Origin of the sequence: Streptomyces spirodelae, from assembly GCF_017676385.1 — a bacterium.
GTDB lineage: Bacteria > Actinomycetota > Actinomycetes > Streptomycetales > Streptomycetaceae > Streptomyces > Streptomyces spirodelae.
In genome coordinates, this window is the sequence record NZ_JAFFZN010000026.1 from 65,591 (window position 1) to 83,066 (window position 17,476).

General features: G+C 70.3%; 16 protein-coding genes. 8 read left to right on the plus strand and 8 right to left on the minus strand.

Annotated features, from left to right (window positions below; translation table 11 throughout):
- Nucleotides 1-113: 113 nt before the first annotated feature.
- On the plus strand, nt 114-818 hold the full coding sequence (locus JW592_RS24955; RefSeq protein WP_209267471.1) for a TetR/AcrR family transcriptional regulator: 705 nt from the start codon (nt 114-116) through the stop codon (nt 816-818).
- Between the two features lie 59 nt (nt 819-877).
- Nucleotides 878-1,417, plus strand: coding sequence for a TerD family protein (locus JW592_RS24960; RefSeq protein WP_209267472.1), 540 nt, complete (start codon nt 878-880; stop codon nt 1,415-1,417).
- Between the two features lie 99 nt (nt 1,418-1,516).
- Here the strand turns inward: JW592_RS24960 and JW592_RS24965 are convergent, their stop codons facing one another.
- Nucleotides 1,517-3,493 carry an OmpL47-type beta-barrel domain-containing protein gene (locus JW592_RS24965; protein WP_209267473.1) on the minus strand — a complete coding sequence of 659 codons (1,977 nt, stop codon included), beginning with the start codon at nt 3,491-3,493 and terminating at the stop codon, nt 1,517-1,519.
- Nucleotides 3,490-5,997: a ThuA domain-containing protein gene (locus JW592_RS24970; protein WP_209267474.1), complete on the minus strand. Its 2,508-nt coding sequence runs from the start codon at nt 5,995-5,997 to the stop codon at nt 3,490-3,492. The genes JW592_RS24965 and JW592_RS24970 overlap by 4 nt, the downstream gene beginning before the upstream one ends.
- Before the next feature lie 207 nt (nt 5,998-6,204).
- Here JW592_RS24970 and JW592_RS24975 point away from each other — a divergent pair, with 207 nt between their 5' ends.
- The 3 genes from JW592_RS24975 to JW592_RS24985 all read left to right on the plus strand — a co-directional run bounded on the left by JW592_RS24975 (nt 6,205) and on the right by JW592_RS24985 (nt 8,129).
- The gene (locus tag JW592_RS24975) at nt 6,205-7,188 is read left to right on the plus strand and encodes a multicopper oxidase domain-containing protein (protein WP_209267475.1); all 984 of its coding nucleotides are present in this window, start codon (nt 6,205-6,207) and stop codon (nt 7,186-7,188) included.
- Between the two features lie 186 nt (nt 7,189-7,374).
- Complete coding sequence (locus tag JW592_RS24980) at nt 7,375-7,578, plus strand: cold-shock protein (protein ID WP_030405997.1); 204 nt, start codon at nt 7,375-7,377, stop codon at nt 7,576-7,578.
- A 101-nt stretch (nt 7,579-7,679) separates the two neighbouring features.
- Nucleotides 7,680-8,129, plus strand: coding sequence for a YchJ family protein (locus JW592_RS24985; RefSeq protein WP_209267476.1), 450 nt, complete (start codon nt 7,680-7,682; stop codon nt 8,127-8,129).
- Nucleotides 8,130-8,174: 45 nt separating this feature from the next.
- Here JW592_RS24985 and JW592_RS24990 read toward each other — a convergent pair whose 3' ends face one another.
- The 4 genes from JW592_RS24990 to JW592_RS25005 all read right to left on the minus strand — a co-directional run bounded on the left by JW592_RS24990 (nt 8,175) and on the right by JW592_RS25005 (nt 11,388).
- A complete protein-coding gene (locus JW592_RS24990) occupies nt 8,175-8,564 on the minus strand; it encodes a VOC family protein (RefSeq protein WP_209267477.1) in 390 nt (129 codons plus the stop codon).
- Nucleotides 8,565-8,622: 58 nt separating this feature from the next.
- On the minus strand, nt 8,623-9,840 hold the full coding sequence (locus JW592_RS24995) for a saccharopine dehydrogenase family protein (RefSeq protein ID WP_209267478.1): 1,218 nt from the start codon (nt 9,838-9,840) through the stop codon (nt 8,623-8,625).
- A gap of 55 nt (nt 9,841-9,895) precedes the next feature.
- Entirely contained in the window at nt 9,896-10,804 is a 909-nt protein-coding gene (locus tag JW592_RS25000) for an Fpg/Nei family DNA glycosylase (RefSeq protein WP_209267479.1), read from the minus strand.
- Between the two features lie 158 nt (nt 10,805-10,962).
- A complete protein-coding gene (locus JW592_RS25005; protein WP_209267480.1) occupies nt 10,963-11,388 on the minus strand; it encodes an OsmC family protein in 426 nt (141 codons plus the stop codon).
- 281 nt (nt 11,389-11,669) lie between these two features.
- Between JW592_RS25005 and JW592_RS25010 the strand changes: the two genes are divergently transcribed.
- Together JW592_RS25010 and JW592_RS25015 are read left to right on the plus strand one after the other, a co-directional pair.
- Entirely contained in the window at nt 11,670-12,239 is a 570-nt protein-coding gene (locus tag JW592_RS25010; protein ID WP_209267481.1) for a glycoside hydrolase family 25 protein, read from the plus strand.
- Nucleotides 12,240-12,334: 95 nt separating this feature from the next.
- A complete protein-coding gene (locus JW592_RS25015; RefSeq protein ID WP_209267482.1) occupies nt 12,335-12,907 on the plus strand; it encodes a hypothetical protein in 573 nt (190 codons plus the stop codon).
- A 35-nt stretch (nt 12,908-12,942) separates the two neighbouring features.
- Here JW592_RS25015 and JW592_RS25020 read toward each other — a convergent pair whose 3' ends face one another.
- Both JW592_RS25020 and JW592_RS32940 read right to left on the minus strand, forming a co-directional pair.
- A complete protein-coding gene (locus JW592_RS25020; RefSeq protein WP_229376782.1) occupies nt 12,943-14,721 on the minus strand; it encodes a CoA transferase in 1,779 nt (592 codons plus the stop codon).
- Between the two features lie 47 nt (nt 14,722-14,768).
- On the minus strand, nt 14,769-15,236 hold the full coding sequence (locus JW592_RS32940) for an AMP-binding enzyme (protein ID WP_229376785.1): 468 nt from the start codon (nt 15,234-15,236) through the stop codon (nt 14,769-14,771).
- Nucleotides 15,237-15,510: 274 nt separating this feature from the next.
- On the opposite strand from JW592_RS32940, the gene JW592_RS25030 reads away from it, so the two are divergent.
- Nucleotides 15,511-15,717, plus strand: coding sequence for a hypothetical protein (locus JW592_RS25030; protein WP_209267484.1), 207 nt, complete (start codon nt 15,511-15,513; stop codon nt 15,715-15,717).
- The last annotated feature ends 1,759 nt before the right edge of the window (nt 15,718-17,476 follow it).

Sequence of the window (17,476 nt, forward strand, 5' to 3'; positions counted from 1 at the left end):
GCTCCTCACGCCCTGTCGGGCACCCCTCGCCGGAGCGCTCGGCCGGTACCTGGTCCACCGGTAACCTAGTAATCGCTAGGTTCCAGACGAAGCTAAACCTAAGGACCGCTAGGTTGTCAACTGACAAGCCACGCAAGCGCATGAGCGAGCCGCGCAAGCGCATGAGCGCCGAGCAGCGCCGTGCCGTCATCGAGGAGGCGGCCACCGAGGTGTTCGCCGCGCACGGCTACCAGCGCGCCTCGATGGAGGAGATCGCCCGCCGTTCCGGGGTCTCCGTGCCCGTCGTCTACGACCACTTCTCCTCCAAACGCCAGCTCCACCGGCGCCTGCTGGAGCGGCACTTCGCCGAACTGCGCCGGCTGTGGCGCGAGCGGCTCCCCGACCCCGGCACGGCCGGCGCACCCGGCGAACCGAGGACCGAAGAGGTGACCGGGGCCTTCGACGCCTGGTTCGGCTACATCGAGACCCACCCCTACGCCTGGCGGATGCTCTTCCGCGACACCACGGGGGACGCTGCCGTGCGCGCCGACCACCAGGCCGTCATCGCCGAGAGCCGCGAGGCGCTGCTCCCCTTCTTCGCCCGGCTGGTCGGCATCCCCTTCGACGAGACCTCCGACGAGGCCCCCGACGAGGACAGCAGGATCGACGCCGAGATGGCCTGGGAAGTGTGCCGCAGCGTCCTCCAGGGGCTGGCCCTGTGGTGGCTCGACCGCCCCCAGGTCCCGCGCGAGCGGGTGGTGGCCGCGGCGGTGGACGCCGTGTGGACCGGTTTCGAACGCGCGGGCGCCCTCCGGCGAAGCTCCCGGAATTCCCCCTGATCCCTGCCCGGTTGACGTGGCACGATGGTGCCGTAGGCGGTCCGAGGAGGAGGGGCAGGATGAGCAGTCTCAACAAAGGGCTCGGCAAGGTGGAGGTCACCCTCAAGTGGGACCCCAGCCCCATGGGGGAGCCGCCGCACGACCTGGACATAGTGGCCGCCACCTACACCGCGGACGCCCCCTATGGAGAGCCCGCCTACCTCGTCCACTTCGACAGCCGCGCCCCCGACGGCACCATCACCCTCAACCGGGACAGCAAGACCGGACAGGGCTTCGGCTCCGACGAGGTGATGACCCTCGAACTGGAGCGGCTGGCCGAGCGGTATGTGCGGGTCGTCGTCGGCGTTGCCATCCAGCAGGGGGAGGGCCACAAGACGTTCGCCCATGTTCCCAACACGGGTGTGCGTATCCGCGAGGGCTACGAGGAACTGTTCGACTACGACTTCTCCGGGGTCGCGGGGGCAACCGCGGCGACGGTCGCCGAGTTCGTCCGGGGCGAGACGGGGGAGTGGCATCACCGCGCCGCGCTCCGCGGCTATGAGGGAGCCCCCGAAGATTTCGCCTCCCACATGGGCATCCCGCAACAGCGCTCCAGCTAGCTGTTCAGCAAGCTGTGCTTGGGCAGTCCGCACCTGCCCAAGCACAGCGAAGTGCTGCCCAAGCGCAGCGCACCAGGGCCCAGCCCGAGGGTCGGGCTCCTACAGGTCCTTGATGCGGATGTTGCGATAGGACACCACGTCAGTGGTGCTGTGGACCTGGAGGCCCACATAGCCGGAGGCGTACCGGCGGCCGTCGGTGCCGGGGTCCCCCTCACGCGGGGGCTCGAAGACCTGGCCTCGCGCGTTGTCGAACTCGTTGATCAGCGTGCCGTTCCGGTAGACCTCGTAGTGCTGGCCGATCACCCGGATCTCGTAGTCGTTCCAGGTGCCCTTCGGGGTGACGCCCGCGCCCGCGAGGCCGACGCGGTCGAACCCGTAGACGGAGCCGGTCTTGTACATGTCCCCGTCCGGGCGGTCCAGGATCTGCAGCTCGTGGCCGTACTTGATGGCCACCCACTCCGGACGTGACTCCTCCGGATGGTCGTGGACGTCGGGGAACCGGACGAAGACGCCGCTGTTGGTGCGGCCGTCACCCGGCGCGTCGTCGCGGAACTGGAGCTTCAGCGAGAAGTCACCGTACTTCCGCTTCGGATACCACAGCATGCCCATGCCCTCGACCTTGTCGTCGCTGGTCATGCTGGCGTCGTCGTTCAGCCCGAATCGGCCGCCGCCGACCTGCTCCCAGTTGGCGAAGGACTCGCGGCTGCCGTCGAACAGGTCGCGGTAGCCGGTGTTCTGCCCCGGGGTGCCGATGCCGGAGCTCCTGGCCGCCCGCTTGATGAGCCGTTGTTCTCTGGGGACGAGCACGCCCTCCTTGACGAGCTGGTCGGTGACGCTGTCCACGTGCTTGAGGAACAGCGCCTGTGACGTCCACTCCTTCTCGTCCTCGATCAGCTCGTTGACGGTGCAGCGGCGCTTCGTCATCCGGTTGGGCACCCCGGTGTCGACGGTCCCGACGATCACCGTCTCCCGCTCGTCGTACTCCGGACAGTCCGGTGCGGGCACTCCGCCGCCGGCCACGACGCGGAAGGAGACCTTCCGCGGTTCCGAGGTGTTGCCGGCCTTGTCGGTGGCCCGGTACGTCACCGCGTGGTATCCGGCCCGGTCGACGACCAGCGGCCCGGAGTAGGCGACGTAGGGCGCGCCGTCCAGCGAGTATTCGATCTTGTCGACACCGGACTTGTCGTCCGTCGCGGTCACCGTGACGGTGGCCTTGCCGAGGTAGTCGCCGTCGGAGTTCCTGCTGCCCTCCGTCCTGCCCTCGGCCGTCGGCGGGGTGGTGTCCACATCGGGCGGCCTGACGACGGTGAAGCTCACCGACTTCTCCTCCGCCGCGTTGCCCGCCTTGTCCCTCGCCCGGTAGCGGACGGTGTGCTCGCCCGGGTCCGTGACCGTCACCGGCGCGGTGTACGGCTGGAACTCGCCGCCGTCGAGCGCGTATTCGATGGAGTCGACGCCCGAGTCCGCGTCCGAGGCCGTCACGGTGACCGTCGCGCTGCCGAGGTAGTTGCCGTCCTCGTCCTTGTCGCCCGCCACCGCGGCGGAGGTCTGCGGCGGTGTGGTGTCGTCCCCGGGATCGTCCCCGGTCACTACCAGGGTGCCCTGCATCTGCTGATGGCCCGGGATGGTGCAGAGGTACTTGTAGGTTCCGGGGGTCAGTGTGACCTCCGCGGTGTGCTTGCCGCCCTGCGCGTCGTTGGGCGAGGCCAGGATGTTCAGCTCGACGTCCTGGTTGTAGTCGGGGTCGGAGGTGACGAAGGTCAGGGTGTGCGACATTCCGGTGGTGTTGCCGGTCGCCTTGCTGTTCTCGAAGACGATGGTCGCCTTGCCCGCCACCGCGGTCGTCGGCACCGAGGCGTACTTGGTCATGTCGTCGTCCGCCGTCCAGGTCAGCACCTGATCGGCCACCGTGTCCCCGCCGCCTCGCGCGGCGGACTGTGCGGCGGGCGCCGGGCTGCGCCCCCACGCCGTCGCCGAGGAGAGCCCCAGCACCATCAACAGCGCGGCCAGCAGCGCCGTCAGCAGTCTGCGCCGCTCCCTTCCGCGCCGGCGCCTCACTCGTGCGCTCGCCCTCATCGGCCCGTCCCCTTCCGCAGTGCAGGCTCGGCCAGGTCAGCGGCGCTCGGCGTGGGCTCGCCGCCCTTGTACGTCACCCGCCACAGCGCCGACTTGTCGTCGGAGGTGAAGAAGCCGCGCCCGTAGTCGAGGACGTAGAGCGCCCCGTCGGGGCCGAACTTCCAGTCCATGAGGTTGCGGATGCCGCCCTCGCCGACGGGGACGATCGCATCCAGGCTCTCCGCGTGGGCCGGCTGTGCGCCCACGGCGTCGCCGTCGGGCATCACCAGCGCGTGGCGCGGCTGGGCGCCGTCGTAGAAGTCACCCACGAACCACTTGCCGTCCCAGTAGGAGGGCCACTTGGTCTTCGATGCGCTGTCGCCGTCGTACCGGTAGACCGGTCCGTTCATCGCTGCCTGGCCACCGCCCTTGAGCCAGGGCAGGGTGAGCTTCTGCTCGTCCAACTTGTAGCTCGGGACGCCGTTCTCGTCGCGGGGGAAGTCGGGGCCTCCGCCCTGCGGGGAGTACCAGATGTTGTTGTTCCGGGCCGGCGGGATGTTGACCAGGCCGTCGTTGTTGGGCGACTCGTTCTTCAGTTGATCACAGTCGTACCAGCCCAGCGGCTTGCTCGGGTCGGGCAGATTGCGGTCGCGGTAGGGCTGCTTGTTGCCCATGCAGTACGGCCAGCCCTGGTTGCCCGCGCTGGTGATCCTGGCGAAGGTGTCGTACTTCGCCGGGCCCCAGGTCGGGCTGGGGTTCTGCGCGTCGGGTCCGACCCAGCCCGCGTACAGGGTGTCGGTCTTCTTGTCGACGGCGATCCGCGCCGGGTTGCGGACACCCATCACATAGATCTCCCCGCGGGTCTTGCCGCCGCCCTCGGCGCTCTCCTTGCCGGTGAAGAGATTGCCCTCGGGAAGGGTGTAGGTGCCGTCGTCCTCGGGGTGGATGCGCAGGATCTTGCCGTTGAGGTTGTTGGTGTTGCCCGCCGTGCGGCGCGCGTCGGCGAAGGAGACGCCCTTGAAGTTCGGTTCGGGGTTGTTGCCCGAGTAACCGTCGCTGAACCGCGAGGAGTTGTTGTCACCTGTGGCGATGTAGAGGTTGCCCTTGGAGTCCCAGGCCATCCCGCCGCCCGCGTGACAGCAGCTGTGGATCTGGACCGGCCACTTGAGCAGCACCTTCTCCGAGCCCAGGTCCAGCTTGTCGGTCTCCTTGTCCAGCGTGAAGCGGGAGACGCGCCGCTCGGCCATATGGGTCTCGCGGTTGATCTCGCTGTGCGGCGTGTAGTGCAGATAGACCCAGCCGTTCTCGGCGAAGTCCGGGTCCAGTTCGATACCGAGCAGCCCTTCCTCGTTCTTGACCAGCTCGTCGCCGCCGCCCTTGTTGCCGAAGACCGTGAGCTCCCCGGCCAGGGTGACCTTGTCCGTCTTCGGATTCCAGATGTGGATCTGGCCCTTGCCCTTGCCGATGTCCGGGTCGTTCCAATCGGTGACCACGGGCTGGGAGGCGTCACCGCCGCCGCGGCCGATGTAGAAGATCCGGCCGTCCTTCGCGGTCACCAGACCGTGCGGCTCACCGATCTGGTCTGACTTGCCGGGCTGGTTGGGCTCGGTGAGCCGCTTGGCCTCGTAGTTCGAGGCGATCGCGGCCTGGCAGTCGGCGCGCGCCAGCCGTGTGGTCCACAGCAGCGCGCCGCGCAGGTGGGTGCGGAAGTCGGTCTCCGCGAAGCTCGACCTGGTGCCGCCCATGGCGGTGTAGAACGAGCGGCCGCCGTCGTAGTCGCGGCACCAGGAGACCGGGTGGTCCCAACTGCCCGCGTCGGTGCCCGGGTCATAGCTGTTGGTGCGCACCCGCGCGACCGTGTGCACCTTTCCGGAAGGGTTCTCCTTCCAGTTGAGCCACTTGTCGGGGCGCTTCCAGGCGGCGGGCAGGTCCCTGGTCGCCGGGTGCTGCCGGTCGCCGACCTCCACGACGGCGCGCTGCACCTGCTGGGGGCTGTGCTCGGCGGGCCGGGCGCCGATCAGCCCGGTGAACCAGTCCGAGTACGGTTCGGCGCGGGCCGCGTCGTGGATGCCGAGGAAGCCACCGCCGGCCTCCATGAAGCTCTCCAGGCCGGCCTCCTGCTCGGGATCGAGCACATCGCCGTCGCCGGTGAGGAAGACGACGGCGTTGAAGCGGCCGAGCCGCGGCTTGGTGAAGATCGCCGGGTCGTCGGTGGCCCGGATGGTGAAACGCTCCTGGGCCGGGCCCTGTTGGCCGATCTTCTCGATGGCCTCGATCGCGGCATCGACGGTGGGTGACTCCTCGCCCGTCGCACCATGGAAGACCAGGACACGGACGTCCTCACCGCCCGGCGGGCTCGGCAGCGCCAGCTTTGGCGCCGGCGCCCCCGGTGGCGGGGCCGCGAGCGCCGGGGCGCCCAGCAGACCCGCGGTGAGGGCTCCGGCCAGCAGTGCGGCAATCCTGCTGCGTCGGGATCGGCGGGGTCGTCGGGGTCTGGTCCGTTTCGGGTGCGGTTGGAACCGCATGCGTGATCCACCCCTCTTCGGTCACAGAAACGTGGCAGAAGCTAGACCTCTTTCGGCGGTTCGCCAAGGTCTATGACCGCAACTCGACGAACTTTGTCCTGACTGTGGATAAACGGCGCGGTGAGCGCTACCGTCCCCCTCAACTCGACAAGCACGGCGCACCGTTCAGCCCTCCGCCCGCTCACATCCGAGGGGAGAACGAGAACGATGACCGGAAACCCCAGCACCCCCAGCCGCCGTTCCTTCAGCAGGGGCCTGCTGGCCTCGGGTGCCGTCGCGGCGGTCGGCGGCAGCGCCCTGACAGCTGCCGCCACGCCCTCCGCCGCCGCACCGGCTCGCACCGGGGCCCTGCGCCGCGCGGGCAAGGGCGGCGAGACGCGGCGGATCAAGATGTACGCGGAGAAGCTCCCGGACGGCCAGATGGGGTACGGCCTGGAGAAGGGCAAGGCCACCATCCCCGGTCCGCTGATCGAACTGACCGAGGGCGACACCCTGCACATCGAGTTCGAGAACACCATGGACGTCGCCGCCAGCCTCCATCCGCACGGCGTGGACTACGACATCGCCAACGACGGCACCAAGATGAACAAAAGCCACGTCGAGCCCGGCGGCAAGCGCACCTACACCTGGCGCACCCACCGGCCAGGGCGCCGCAAGGACGGCACCTGGCGCCCCGGCAGCGCCGGCTACTGGCACTACCACGACCACGTCGTCGGCACCGAGCACGGCACCGGAGGCATCCGCAACGGGCTCTACGGCCCGGTCATCGTGCGCCGCGAGGGGGACATCCTGCCCGACCCCGAGCGGCAGTTCACCATCGTCTTCAACGACATGACCACCAACAACCTCAAGAAGGGGCCGGACTTCAAGGCCACGGTGGGCGACCGGGTCGAGATCATCATGATCACGCACGGTGAGTACTACCACACGTTCCACATGCACGGTCACCGCTGGGCCGACAACCGCACCGGCCTGCTGGAAGGTCCCGAGGACGCCAGCCGGATCATCGACAACAAGATCACCGGCCCCGCGGACTCCTTCGGCTTCCAGATCATCGCCGGGGAGGGCGTGGGAGCGGGCGCGTGGATGTACCACTGCCACGTCCAGAGCCACTCCGACATGGGGATGGCGGGGCTGTTGCTGATCGCCAAGCCGGACGGCACCGTGCCGGGGCATGAAGATCACCGGTGACGGCGCGCCGCCGAGTCGGGCGTGGTAGCGTTGCAGACGTTGCAGTTTTGGTACCCATACTTATGCGCGCCTGAGCTTTGTGGCTCGGGCGCGTTTTGTCTTCCGGAGCTTTTCTGGATGGGGGTCATGACGGCGACGCGGAGCCCACGAGGTGTGCGGCTCCCAGCCACCCTGAAGGAGAAGAAGATGGCATCCGGCACTGTGAAGTGGTTCAACTCGGAAAAGGGCTTCGGGTTCATCGAGCAGGACGGCGGCGGCGCCGACGTCTTCGCCCACTACTCGAACATCGCGGCCCAGGGCTTCCGTGAGCTCCACGAAGGCCAGAAGGTCAACTTCGACGTCACGCAGGGCCAGAAGGGCCCGCAGGCGGAGAACATCACTCCCGCCTGACGCAACGCTTGACGCGTAGTACCCCGCTGGGGCCCCACCACTGAGGTGCGGGCCCCAGCCCCTTTCCATGCCCGTGTCGGTACGTCCGGCATCATGAGCGCATGCCCCGACGCAAGACCGCCCGCCCCGCTCGCCGCTCCGCCGTGCCCACGGCCTGCCCCTGTGGAGCCGCCGCGGAGGGCGCAGCCCCCGGAGCCGCCCGTTACGCCGAGTGCTGTGGCCGTTACCACCGCGGCGAGGCGGTGCCGGCGACCCCCGAGGAGCTGATGCGTTCCCGGTACGCCGCCTTCGCGCTGGGGGAGACGGCGTATCTGCTGCGCACCTGGCATCCGGACACCCGCCCGGCCACCCTCGACCTGGGTTGCGGGCCCCGCTGGACGGGGCTGGAGATCCTCGACACATCCGGCGGCAGCGCCTTCCATGACGAGGGGACGGTCACCTTCCGTGCCCACTACGCGGGAGCCGACGGCGAGCCCGGAGCGCAGGAGGAGCGCAGCCGTTTCACGCGGCTGGACGGCGCCTGGGTGTATGTGGACGGCAAGGTGGCCTGAGACCGGCCCCAGGCCCTGCCTCCCCCGTACCCGGCTCCCTCCTCCTCAGGCCCCTGTGACGTTCTGCGGGTACCAGCGCAGCTCGACGGTGTTGCCGTCCGGGTCCCGAACGTAGACCGACTCCGCCGTGCCCCGGGCCCCGAAGCGGCTGACCGGGCCCTCGATCACGTCGAAGTCGCCCGAGTCGATGACCGTCTGCCAGTCGAGCGGCTCGACGACCAGACAGATGTGATCGACGTTCGACTCCCCGCGCGGCCGGTCCAGCAGATCGATGATCGTGGTCGGGCTGACCCGCACCGAGGGGAACGGGACCTGGCCGGCCCGCCACTCCTCGACCCGGACCGGCTCCAGGCCCAGCGGTCCGCAGTAGAACTCCAACGCGCGCTCGACGTCCCCCACATTGAGCACGAGGTGGTCGAAATCCGTCACTCGCATGTGCAGCCTTTCATCAGCTCAGCCCAACTCGGTACAGTTCAGGGCAGCTCGGTTCACTTCAGACTTCGGAGTCTTCCAGGACGCGGAACTCCAGGCCAGCGCGGACCAGCCGGGCGGTCAGCGCGTCGCCCATCGCGACCGCGGTCGTCACCTGGCCCGAGGTGGGCGGCAGGTCGTCGTGAGTGAGGCAGAGCGCCGCCTCCGCGAGGATCTTGGCCGTCTCGTCGTATCCGGGGTCGCCGCCCGCCACCTCGGTCACCACGCGGCGCCCGCCGCCGCGGCCGATGAAGCGCACCGAGAACCAGCTGCGTGCCCGCCGCCGTTCGTCCGGCCCCTCGCCCGAGGCCAGCCGGGAGGTCAGGAAGCGCCGCAGTGGCGGCAGCTGCGCGGCGGCGAACAGGCCGCCCGCGCCCGCGATTCCGCCGACGGCCGTCGGCAGCCGCCGGACGGCCGCGTAGTGGCGGTAGGTGAAGGCGGGGCCGTACCGCTCCAGCGCGGCTGCCGAACGCCCCACGATCTGCGGGTCGATCGTCGGCAGCGGCACCGCCCATACGCCCAGCTCTTCCTCGCGCCGCACTCCGCCGGTAGGCGTTCTGACGGAGCGGTCGGCGGGGCGTGGGTCGGCCGCGTGCCTGGCCCTGGCGGTGCGGACCATCCGGTCGGCGCGGGAGAAGGCGAGCAGCGCGCTGGCGAACGTACCGCCGGAGACGGCCGCGTTGGAGCGGACGAAGCCGTCGACGCTCAGCGGTACGCCCTCCGGCAGGTGCCGCACGGTGAAGTGGGCGCCCAGGTCGTGCGGTACCGAGTCGAAGCCGCAGGCGTGCACGAGCCGCGCGCCGGTCTCCTGGGCGCGGGAGTGGTGCCGCAGGTACATCAGGTCCACGAACTCCGGCTCGCCCGACAGATCGAGGTAGTCCGTACCGGCCTCGGCGCACGCGGCCACCAGCCGGGTGCCGTAGCGCAGATAGGGACCGACGGTGCTCGCCACCACCCGTGAGCGTGCGGCCAGTTCGGCCGTCGCCCGCGCGTCTGCGGCGTCGGCGGTCACCAGGGGGAGATCGGCGGCGTCCGGGTGCGCTTCGGCCAGCCGGTCGCGTACGGCCTTCAGCTTCTGCTCGCTGCGCCCGGCCAGCGCCCAGCGGCAGGCGCGGGGCGCGTGTGCGGCCAGATACCGCGCTGTCAGTTCACCGACGAATCCGCTCGCCCCGAACAGGACGACATCGAACTCCCGCGAGCCCTGCTTCGGCCCGTTCCCGGTCTCCTCGGCGTCAACCACGGCAACCTCTCCGGGCCGAAGGGCCCTTACCGACGGGTAGCTACATGTGCGGCCCTCATTTCAGCAAACGCGACAGCCGCCGGTCCGCGAGGGGCTTCCCACCGGTCTGGCAGGTGGGGCAGTACTCCAGCGACGAGTCCCGGAAGGAGACCGAGCGGACGGTGTCCCCGCACACCGGGCACGGCTCCCCGGCGCGGCCGTGCACCCGCAGCCCGAGCCGCTTGCCCGCCTTCAGTTCGGCGGCGGACACCCCCCGCGCCCGCTCGACGGCGGAGGCCAGGACCTCCCGCAGTGCGGTGAACAGCGTGGTGGTCTCGGCGTCGGACAAGTCGGCCGCGAGCCGGAACGGCGACATCCGGGCCGCGTGCAGGATCTCGTCGGAGTAGGCGTTGCCGATCCCGGAGACGACCGACTGGTCCCGCAGCAGACCCTTGATCTGGTGCCGTTGCCCCGCCAGCAGGGCAGCGAGAGCCGCCCGGTCGAACGCGGGGGAGAGGGGGTCGGGACCCAGCCGTGCGATCCCCGGCACCTCCCCCGGCTCCCGTACGACGTGGACGGCGAGCCGCTTCTGGGTGCCCGCCTCGGTCAGGTCGAAGCCCTCGGCCGGCTCGCCCGCCAGCGCCAGGCGGAGGGCGAGCGGGCCCTTGCCGGGGCGGGGCGGTGCGGCGGGCAGCGCGTCCTGCCACCGCAGCCAGCCGGCGCGCGCCAGATGGACGACCAGATGGAGCGCGCCGTCCGCCCCGGGGCCGCCGCCGGCCCCGCCCTCGGCAGGGGCCGTCTCCAGGTCGAGGAACTTGCCGTGCCGCGTCACACCGGTGAAGGCCCGGCCTTCGAGAGCGTCCGGCGGGGGGTCGTACGTCTTGAGCACGCTGACCGCGACCGGCAGCACACGCCGGACCGTGCGCCCGGTCAGCCGCTCGGCCAGGAAGCCCCGCAGCGCCTCGACTTCGGGAAGCTCCGGCATGGTCTCTCCTCCCGCCACACGACCCGCCCGGCGGAGCGGGGCCCGAGGCCCGGCGGCCCCGAGGCCGAACCGGGCCTTGGACCGGTTCCGCTTTGGGCCGGTCCATCTTTGGCCGGTCCGCCTCGGGTCGGTCCGCCTCGGGCCCGCTCCAGGTGGCCTCAGGCCAGCTTGGCCTCGTGGGTGATCTTGGTGGCCTTCAGCGCCTGGCTGACCGGACAGTTCTGGGCGGCTTCGGCCGCCGCGGCTGCGAACGCGTCCTGGTCGATACCGGGCACCTCGCCCTCCACGGTCAGATGGATACCGGTGATGCCGGTGCCCGGCTGGAAGTCGACGGCAGCCTTGGTGGTCAGCTTGGTGGGCGGGGTGCCCGCGCTGTTGAGGCCGTTGGAGAGCGCCATCGAGAAGCAGCTCGAGTGCGCGGCGGCGATCAGCTCCTCGGGGCTGGTGCGGCCGCCCGGCTCCTCGGCGCGCGACGCCCATGAGACCGGGTACTGGCCGATGCCCGAGGAATCCAGGCTGACGGTCCCCGACCCTTCCGTCAGATTGCCGTTCCAGACGGTGTGGGCGGTGCGTGTGGTCGCCATGGTGACCTCTCTCATAACGTCGGCGTCAACAGCGTCTTCAGTGTCGCAGTACCCGATCCTGCGCTCTCACCACACCTGCCGCACCCCGTGACGCGCCGGTACCGACGATCCCGTCCGGCGCCGCGGAGATCGCGTGCGACGACGCCGCGATCCCGTTCAACGCGTTCGACGATTTCCGGCCGGACGAGAGCCCGCGCGGGGGTACGGTGTCACATCCGGCGGGTATCAAAGAGTAATCAGCCTCGTGCGGAGAGTGAAAAGAGAGTGGGTGGCGCACAGTTATGATCAAGGGGATCGACGTCTCCTCGTACCAGCCCGAGGACTACAGCACCCGGGGCATCGAGTTCGTCTTCATCAAGCTCACCGAGGGCAAGTCCTACACCAATCCCAAGTGGGTCGAGCAGCGTAAGACGGGCCGCGACGCGGGCCTGGTCACCGGCTTCTACCACTTCGTCAGGCCGGGCAGCATGAAGGCGCAGGCCGACTACTTCCTCTCGAAGATCGACCTCGTGGCGGGCGACATGCTCGCGCTGGACTGGGAGGACCCCAAGGTCAGCAACGACGAGAAGGACGAGTGGATCAAGTACGTGCAGGAGAAGGCCGATGGCCACAAGGTCCTGCTGTACTGCAACCGCGACTTCTGGCTGAACCGCGACAAGACCTCGTTCGCCGGTGACGGCCTGTGGATCGCGCACTACAACGGCAAGCCCGGCGAGCCCGGCGTCAAGCACCGCTGGCGCTTCCACCAGTACACCAGCGACCCGATCGACACCAACCTGGGCGAGTTCGACAGCCGTGAGGCGCTGCGGTCCTGGGCAGGCGGCAAGAAGGACGACTCCGGCGAGAAGTGAGGGCCTTGTTCCGATGAGGGCAGGTGGGAGGGCGCTGCTGCCCGGAGCAAGCCCTAGGGTCCCGTCGAAAACCGGGGAGGGATACGCTCCGGTGCATGCCGGAAGCCAACTCCCCCTCTTCGTCAGCCCGCGTCCGTACCGACAGGAGCGTTCCCGCGGACGAAGTTCCCGCCGACGGGACCGAGCCGGCCCCCGGCCGGAAGCCGGAGGCGTCGAATGCTGCGCACGAGCCGGAACCGGCGACCGGGCAGAGCGAGTCGGCCGAACGGAGCGAGTCGGCGGGGCACAGCGAGTCGGCCGGGCAGAGCCGGAGGGCCGGGGACAGCGAGGCGGCCGGGCAGGGTGACGGGCCTTACGAGGACGAGCACGGGGACGAGAACCGGGATGAGGACGAGCGGCCGGCGCTGACGCCTCGGCAGGCACGGCGCATACGCATAGTCCTCTCCGCCGTCGTCATGCTCGCCGTGGCCGTCGCGCTGGTCATCCGGCTGGGTTCGGCACCCTCGGTGCTGACCGTGGGTTTCTACGGCCTTGCGCTGATCCTCTCGGGCACGGCCATCGCCCTCAGCCGCCGGGGCCGTACCCGCGTGGCGACGGCGGTGCTGGCGCTGGGATTCGCTCTGGTCGTGTTCGGCGAGTGGCTGCTGGGGTTCTCGGGCGGCCCGTGACCCGGGGGTCCCGAGCCTGGCCGGGCCCTCGGGGCTCAGATCCACTCGGCGGCGTCGCCGCCCACCTGTCCTGGCGGCCGGAGCCAGTCGTGCGGGCAGCGGGCGGTGCCAGGGGCGCCGCCCGCGTCACCGCCGGTGGCCGTCGGGCCGAAGGTGACCGGGGGCAGGGCATGGCGCAGCCGTCCCAATGGGCTGTCGGTCTCGGTCAGCCACGGGGCCGGGTCGAAGGAGGCGGCCGGGTCGAGCGAGGCGGCAGGGCCGGACGCCCCCGACGGGAGTTCGTACTGCAGCCAGTGCGCGGTGCGGGCCAGCGAGAGCCGTACCAGCCGGGACCCAATGGTGCCGGTGCGCTGCTCGGTGAGGGCCCGGAGCAGCCCGGCGGCCAGCAGATAGCCGGTGCCGTGGTCGAGGGCCTGGGCCGGCAGTGCGCCGGGCGCCAGATCGGGCGAGCTGGTCACCTTGTCGGCCGCTCCCGCTGCTCCCGCCGCGCCGGCCGCCTCGACGCAGGCGATGCCGGTCGCGGCCTGCACCAGGCTGTCGAAGCCGCGCCTGCGCTGCCACGGCCCCGCGGCACCCCAGGCGCTGAGCTGCCCCACCACGAGACCGGGCCGACGGTCCATCAGCGACTCGGGAGCCAGCCCGAACCGGTCCAGGGCACCGGGCCGGTAGCCGGTCACCACCACATGAGCGGACGCCAGCAGTTCCTCGAAAGTGGCCTGTCCGGCGCGCGTCGACAGGTCCAGCAGCGTCGAACGTTTGCCCAGGTTCGTATCGGCGTGGGTGTCGAGGAACTCCGGCCGTTCGGGCGCGTCGATCCGCAGTACGTCGGCGCCGAGCAGCGCGAGCGTACGGGTGGCGACCGGGCCCGCCAGTACCCGCGTGAGGTCGAGAACGCGCAGGCCGCGCAGCCCGCCAGGACCGTGCGGCCCCTCCAGCGGCAGCGTCGGCGCGCTGTCCAGCCTGCTGAGGGCCACCAGCGGGGTCGGTACCACGGCCGCACGCTGCGGGTGCGCGGCCCACTCGTCGGGGGTCCGCACGGCGACGGCCACGCCGCCTTCCGCGTAGACGGCCTCCTCGACGTCCCGCGCCTGACGTCCCGCGAGCTCGGTGGCCATCCGGCCGGCCGCAGCCTCGTCCTCGGCCGGGCCGTGGTCGGGCATACCGAGCGCGGACAGCAGCCGCGCCCGGTGGTGCGGGTAGTTGGCGTGGGTACGCACCCAGCCGTCGGCCGTGCGCCAGAACCGGGACAGCGGTGCGAACGTCACCGGGGCGCGGCCGTCCAGGCGCACCAGCCGGTCGCTGTGGAAGGCGGTGGCCACGGCGCCGTCGTCCACCCGGACGGGCGGCAGCAGCGCGCTGCGGGCCCGCACGCAGGAGAACTCGGCGGCCGCCAGCGAGCAGGCCGCCACCGTCGCGGAGGCGAGTTCCAGCACCGGCAGCGCTGACGGGAGCAGACCCGGCCGGTGCTCGCGTGAGACGCGGGCCAGCAGTGCCGGGTCCCCGCCGAGCGCCGCCCACGCCTGTGCCGCCCCCGGCTGCGGTGCGGCCCGTCCTCCGGCGGCGGCGCCCGCAGCGGCACCCGGGGCGAGCACTCCGGCCGCGGGCGCCGCACCTCGGGCGGGCGCGGTCGTGGCCGCCGGGCCTGCCGCCGGGGCGGGTCCGCCGGACTCGCAGCCGGAATCACCGCCTGCGGGCTCGAACTCACCCGGCACGAACTCGGTCTCGACCCTCCTGCCGCTCGTGGCGTCGCGCGCCGCGAAGTCCCGGGCCTCCGTCGGCTTCCCAGCCGCAGAAAACTCATCCATAACACGCATTTTGGCACCTGAGGGCGCGGGACCGGGCGACGGCGGGGCGGTGGGGCTCAGGTTGCGGCAGCGATCCGGCGCTTCAGGACGTCCTTGGCGAGCTTGCCCGTCGGAGTGCGGGGCAGCCGGTCGGTGAACTCCACAGTGCGCGGCACCTTGTATCCGGCGAGGTGCTCCCGCACATACGCCAGCAGCTCGCGCTCCAGTTCGACACCTGTGACGCCCGCCCCGGGCGCCGCCTCCGGTTCGGGCTGGACGACGGCGTGCACCGACTCACCCATCTCGGCGTCCGGCACCCCGACCAGCGCCACGTCGGCGACTCTCGGATGCAGCGTCAGGCAGTCCTCGATCTCCTGCGGGTAGATGTTCACCCCGCCGGAGATGACGGTGAACGCTTTGCGGCCGGTGAGAAACAGATAGCCGTCCTCGTCCAAGTGGCCGATGTCGCCCGCGGTCGTCCACGTCGGATGGCGGATGTGCCGGTGGCCTCCTGGATGCTGGAGCTGCGTGTTGAGCGGTCGCATGGCGGCGCCGGGTTCCATTCTCGGCGCCCGCGGCGTCGAGCGCACGGGCACGGGGGCGTACTCGGAGCGAGACGGAGTCGGACCGAGCCGCCAGGGCCTGCGGGCGCTGCGGGAGGGCGTGTCGGTCCGCGCCCACGTCGCGGCTCTGGATACCGTGCCGAGGTGGGCGATGTCCCGGACATGACGGTGTCGGTGGCCGAGCCGTGATGCGGCACTGAACAGGTACGGCACCGGGCGTGTGCCGAGGCGTGACATTGGGGTTGTGGAGGCAGCCGTGGCTGAGTCACGGGACAACGGACAGCTCGCCGGGCGCCTGGCGGCCGTGGCCGCGCTGGGGTTCCTGTTGGCCATTCCGCCGCTGTTGACGCAGTTCGACCGCAGGGACCGGATCTTCGGCCTCCCGGTTCTGTACGTGTACCTCTATCTCGTATGGGCGGTCCTGATCGGCCTGATCGCCGTCATCGTCTCCAGATCGCGGTAGTGCAGTGCTGCTCCGGACCGGAGTCATCGTCGGTATTTCGGTGGGGTACCTGGGCCTGCTCTTCGCCGTGGCCTTCTACGCCGAGCGGCGGGCGGACGCCGGCCGAAGCCTGATCAACAACGCCACGGTCTACGCCCTGTCCCTCACCGTGTATGAAACCGCCTGGGCGCTCTACGGCAACGTGGGGGATGCCGCCACGACCGGCATCGGTTTCCTCGGGATCTACCTGGGGCCGACGCTCATGTTCGCGCTCGGTTACTTGGTGCTGCGCAGAATCATCCGGATCAGCCGCCGGAACCGGGTCACTTCGCTGGCCGACTTCGTCTCCGCCCGCTACGGCAAGAGCGCGCTGCTGGGCGGTCTGGTCACGGTCATCGCCGTGGTCGGGATCGTTCCCTATATCTCGCTGCAGCTCAAAGCGGTCTCCAACACCTTCGAGATCCTTCGGCGGTACCCCGAGATCACCTCTCCCGCACAGCTGGGTCATGCCCCGCTGTTGGAGGACACCGGGCTGTACGTGGCGCTGCTGCTCGCCGCGTTCACCATCCTCTTCGGCACCCGCCATCTCGATACCGCTGAACGCCACGAGGGCCTGGTCGCCGCCGTCGCGTTCGAGTCCGTGGTCAAACTCGTGGCGCTGTTCGCGGTCGGGGTCTCCGTGACCTTCTGGATGTTCCACGGGTTCGATGATGTGTTCACCCAGGCGACGAACGCCGGCCTCGGCCGGCTGTTCACCCTGCAGGGGAACCTCAGCTACGGCACCTGGGTCTGGCTGGTGGTGCTGGCCATGCTGTCCATTGTGCTGCTGCCCCGGCAGTGGCAGGTCACCATTGTCGAAAACGTCGACGAGCGACACCTCAAGCGGGGCATTTGGCTGTTCCCGCTGTACCAGCTCACGAACACCGTCTTCGTGCTTCCGATCGCGGTAGGGGGGCTTCTGCTGCTGGGGAAGGCCGCAGACCCCGACACCTATGTGCTGACCCTGCCGATGGCCGAAGGCCAGCAGGCACTGGCACTGTTCATCTTCATCGGCGGCCTCAGCGCGGGTACCGCCATGATCACCGTCGAGACGATCGCGCTCAGCACCATGGTCTCGAACTCACTGGTGATGCCGCTCCTGCTGCGCGGCAAGTCGCGGCTGACGCACCGGGACGACGCCGCCGGACTGGTACTGGGCATCCGCCGGGCGGCCATCGTGCTGATCCTGCTGCTCGGGTACGCGTATTTCCGGCTCACGGGCGGAGGACGGGGGCTGGCGTCCATCGGCCTGGTGTCGTTCGCGGCCGTGGCGCAGTTCGCGCCCGCGATCCTCGGCGGCCTGTTCTGGAAGAACGGTACCCGCTGGGGCGTGCTGGTGGGCCTTGTGGCGGGGTTCGTCATGTGGGCGTACACGCTGCTGCTGCCGAGCTTCGCCGAATCCGGGCTGCTTCCTGTCTCGTTCTTGGATGAAGGCCCGTTCGGCATCTGGCTGCTCCGGCCGCAGCAGCTGTTCGGCCTGACAGGACTGGACCCGGTCAGCCATGCGATGTTCTGGAGCGCGCTGGTGAACATCGGCGGATATGTCACTGTCTCACTCGTCGTCCGGCCGAGCGCCGCCGAACGGGCGCAGGCGGTGCAGTTCGTGGACATTCTCGCGGAGCCCGTCGGAGAACGACGCTGGCAGGCCCGTACCACGGTCGGCGCGCTGCAGATGATGCTGGAGCGCTTCCTCGGGCGTGAGGGTGCCGAGCGGGTGGTGCGTTCCTATTCCGGAACGATG

Bases quoted from the DNA above. Each gene is read 5' to 3' on its own strand.
- JW592_RS24960 (WP_209267472.1), top strand. From the start codon at position 878: ATGAGCAGTCTCAACAAAGGGCTCGGCAAGGTGGAGGTCACCCTCAAG.
- JW592_RS25015 (WP_209267482.1), top strand. From the start codon at position 12,335: ATGCCGGAAGCCAACTCCCCCTCTTCGTCAGCCCGCGTCCGTACCGAC.
- JW592_RS25010 (WP_209267481.1), top strand. From the start codon at position 11,670: ATGATCAAGGGGATCGACGTCTCCTCGTACCAGCCCGAGGACTACAGC.
- JW592_RS24975 (WP_209267475.1), top strand. From the start codon at position 6,205: ATGACCGGAAACCCCAGCACCCCCAGCCGCCGTTCCTTCAGCAGGGGC.
- JW592_RS25005 (WP_209267480.1), bottom strand. From the start codon at position 11,388: ATGGCGACCACACGCACCGCCCACACCGTCTGGAACGGCAATCTGACG.
- JW592_RS25000 (WP_209267479.1), bottom strand. From the start codon at position 10,804: ATGCCGGAGCTTCCCGAAGTCGAGGCGCTGCGGGGCTTCCTGGCCGAG.
- JW592_RS24990 (WP_209267477.1), bottom strand. From the start codon at position 8,564: ATGCGAGTGACGGATTTCGACCACCTCGTGCTCAATGTGGGGGACGTC.
- JW592_RS24985 (WP_209267476.1), top strand. From the start codon at position 7,680: ATGCCCCGACGCAAGACCGCCCGCCCCGCTCGCCGCTCCGCCGTGCCC.
- JW592_RS24965 (WP_209267473.1), bottom strand. From the start codon at position 3,493: ATGAGGGCGAGCGCACGAGTGAGGCGCCGGCGCGGAAGGGAGCGGCGC.
- JW592_RS32940 (WP_229376785.1), bottom strand. From the start codon at position 15,236: ATGCGACCGCTCAACACGCAGCTCCAGCATCCAGGAGGCCACCGGCAC.
- JW592_RS24970 (WP_209267474.1), bottom strand. From the start codon at position 5,997: ATGCGGTTCCAACCGCACCCGAAACGGACCAGACCCCGACGACCCCGC.
- JW592_RS24980 (WP_030405997.1), top strand. From the start codon at position 7,375: ATGGCATCCGGCACTGTGAAGTGGTTCAACTCGGAAAAGGGCTTCGGG.
- JW592_RS25020 (WP_229376782.1), bottom strand. From the start codon at position 14,721: ATGCGTGTTATGGATGAGTTTTCTGCGGCTGGGAAGCCGACGGAGGCC.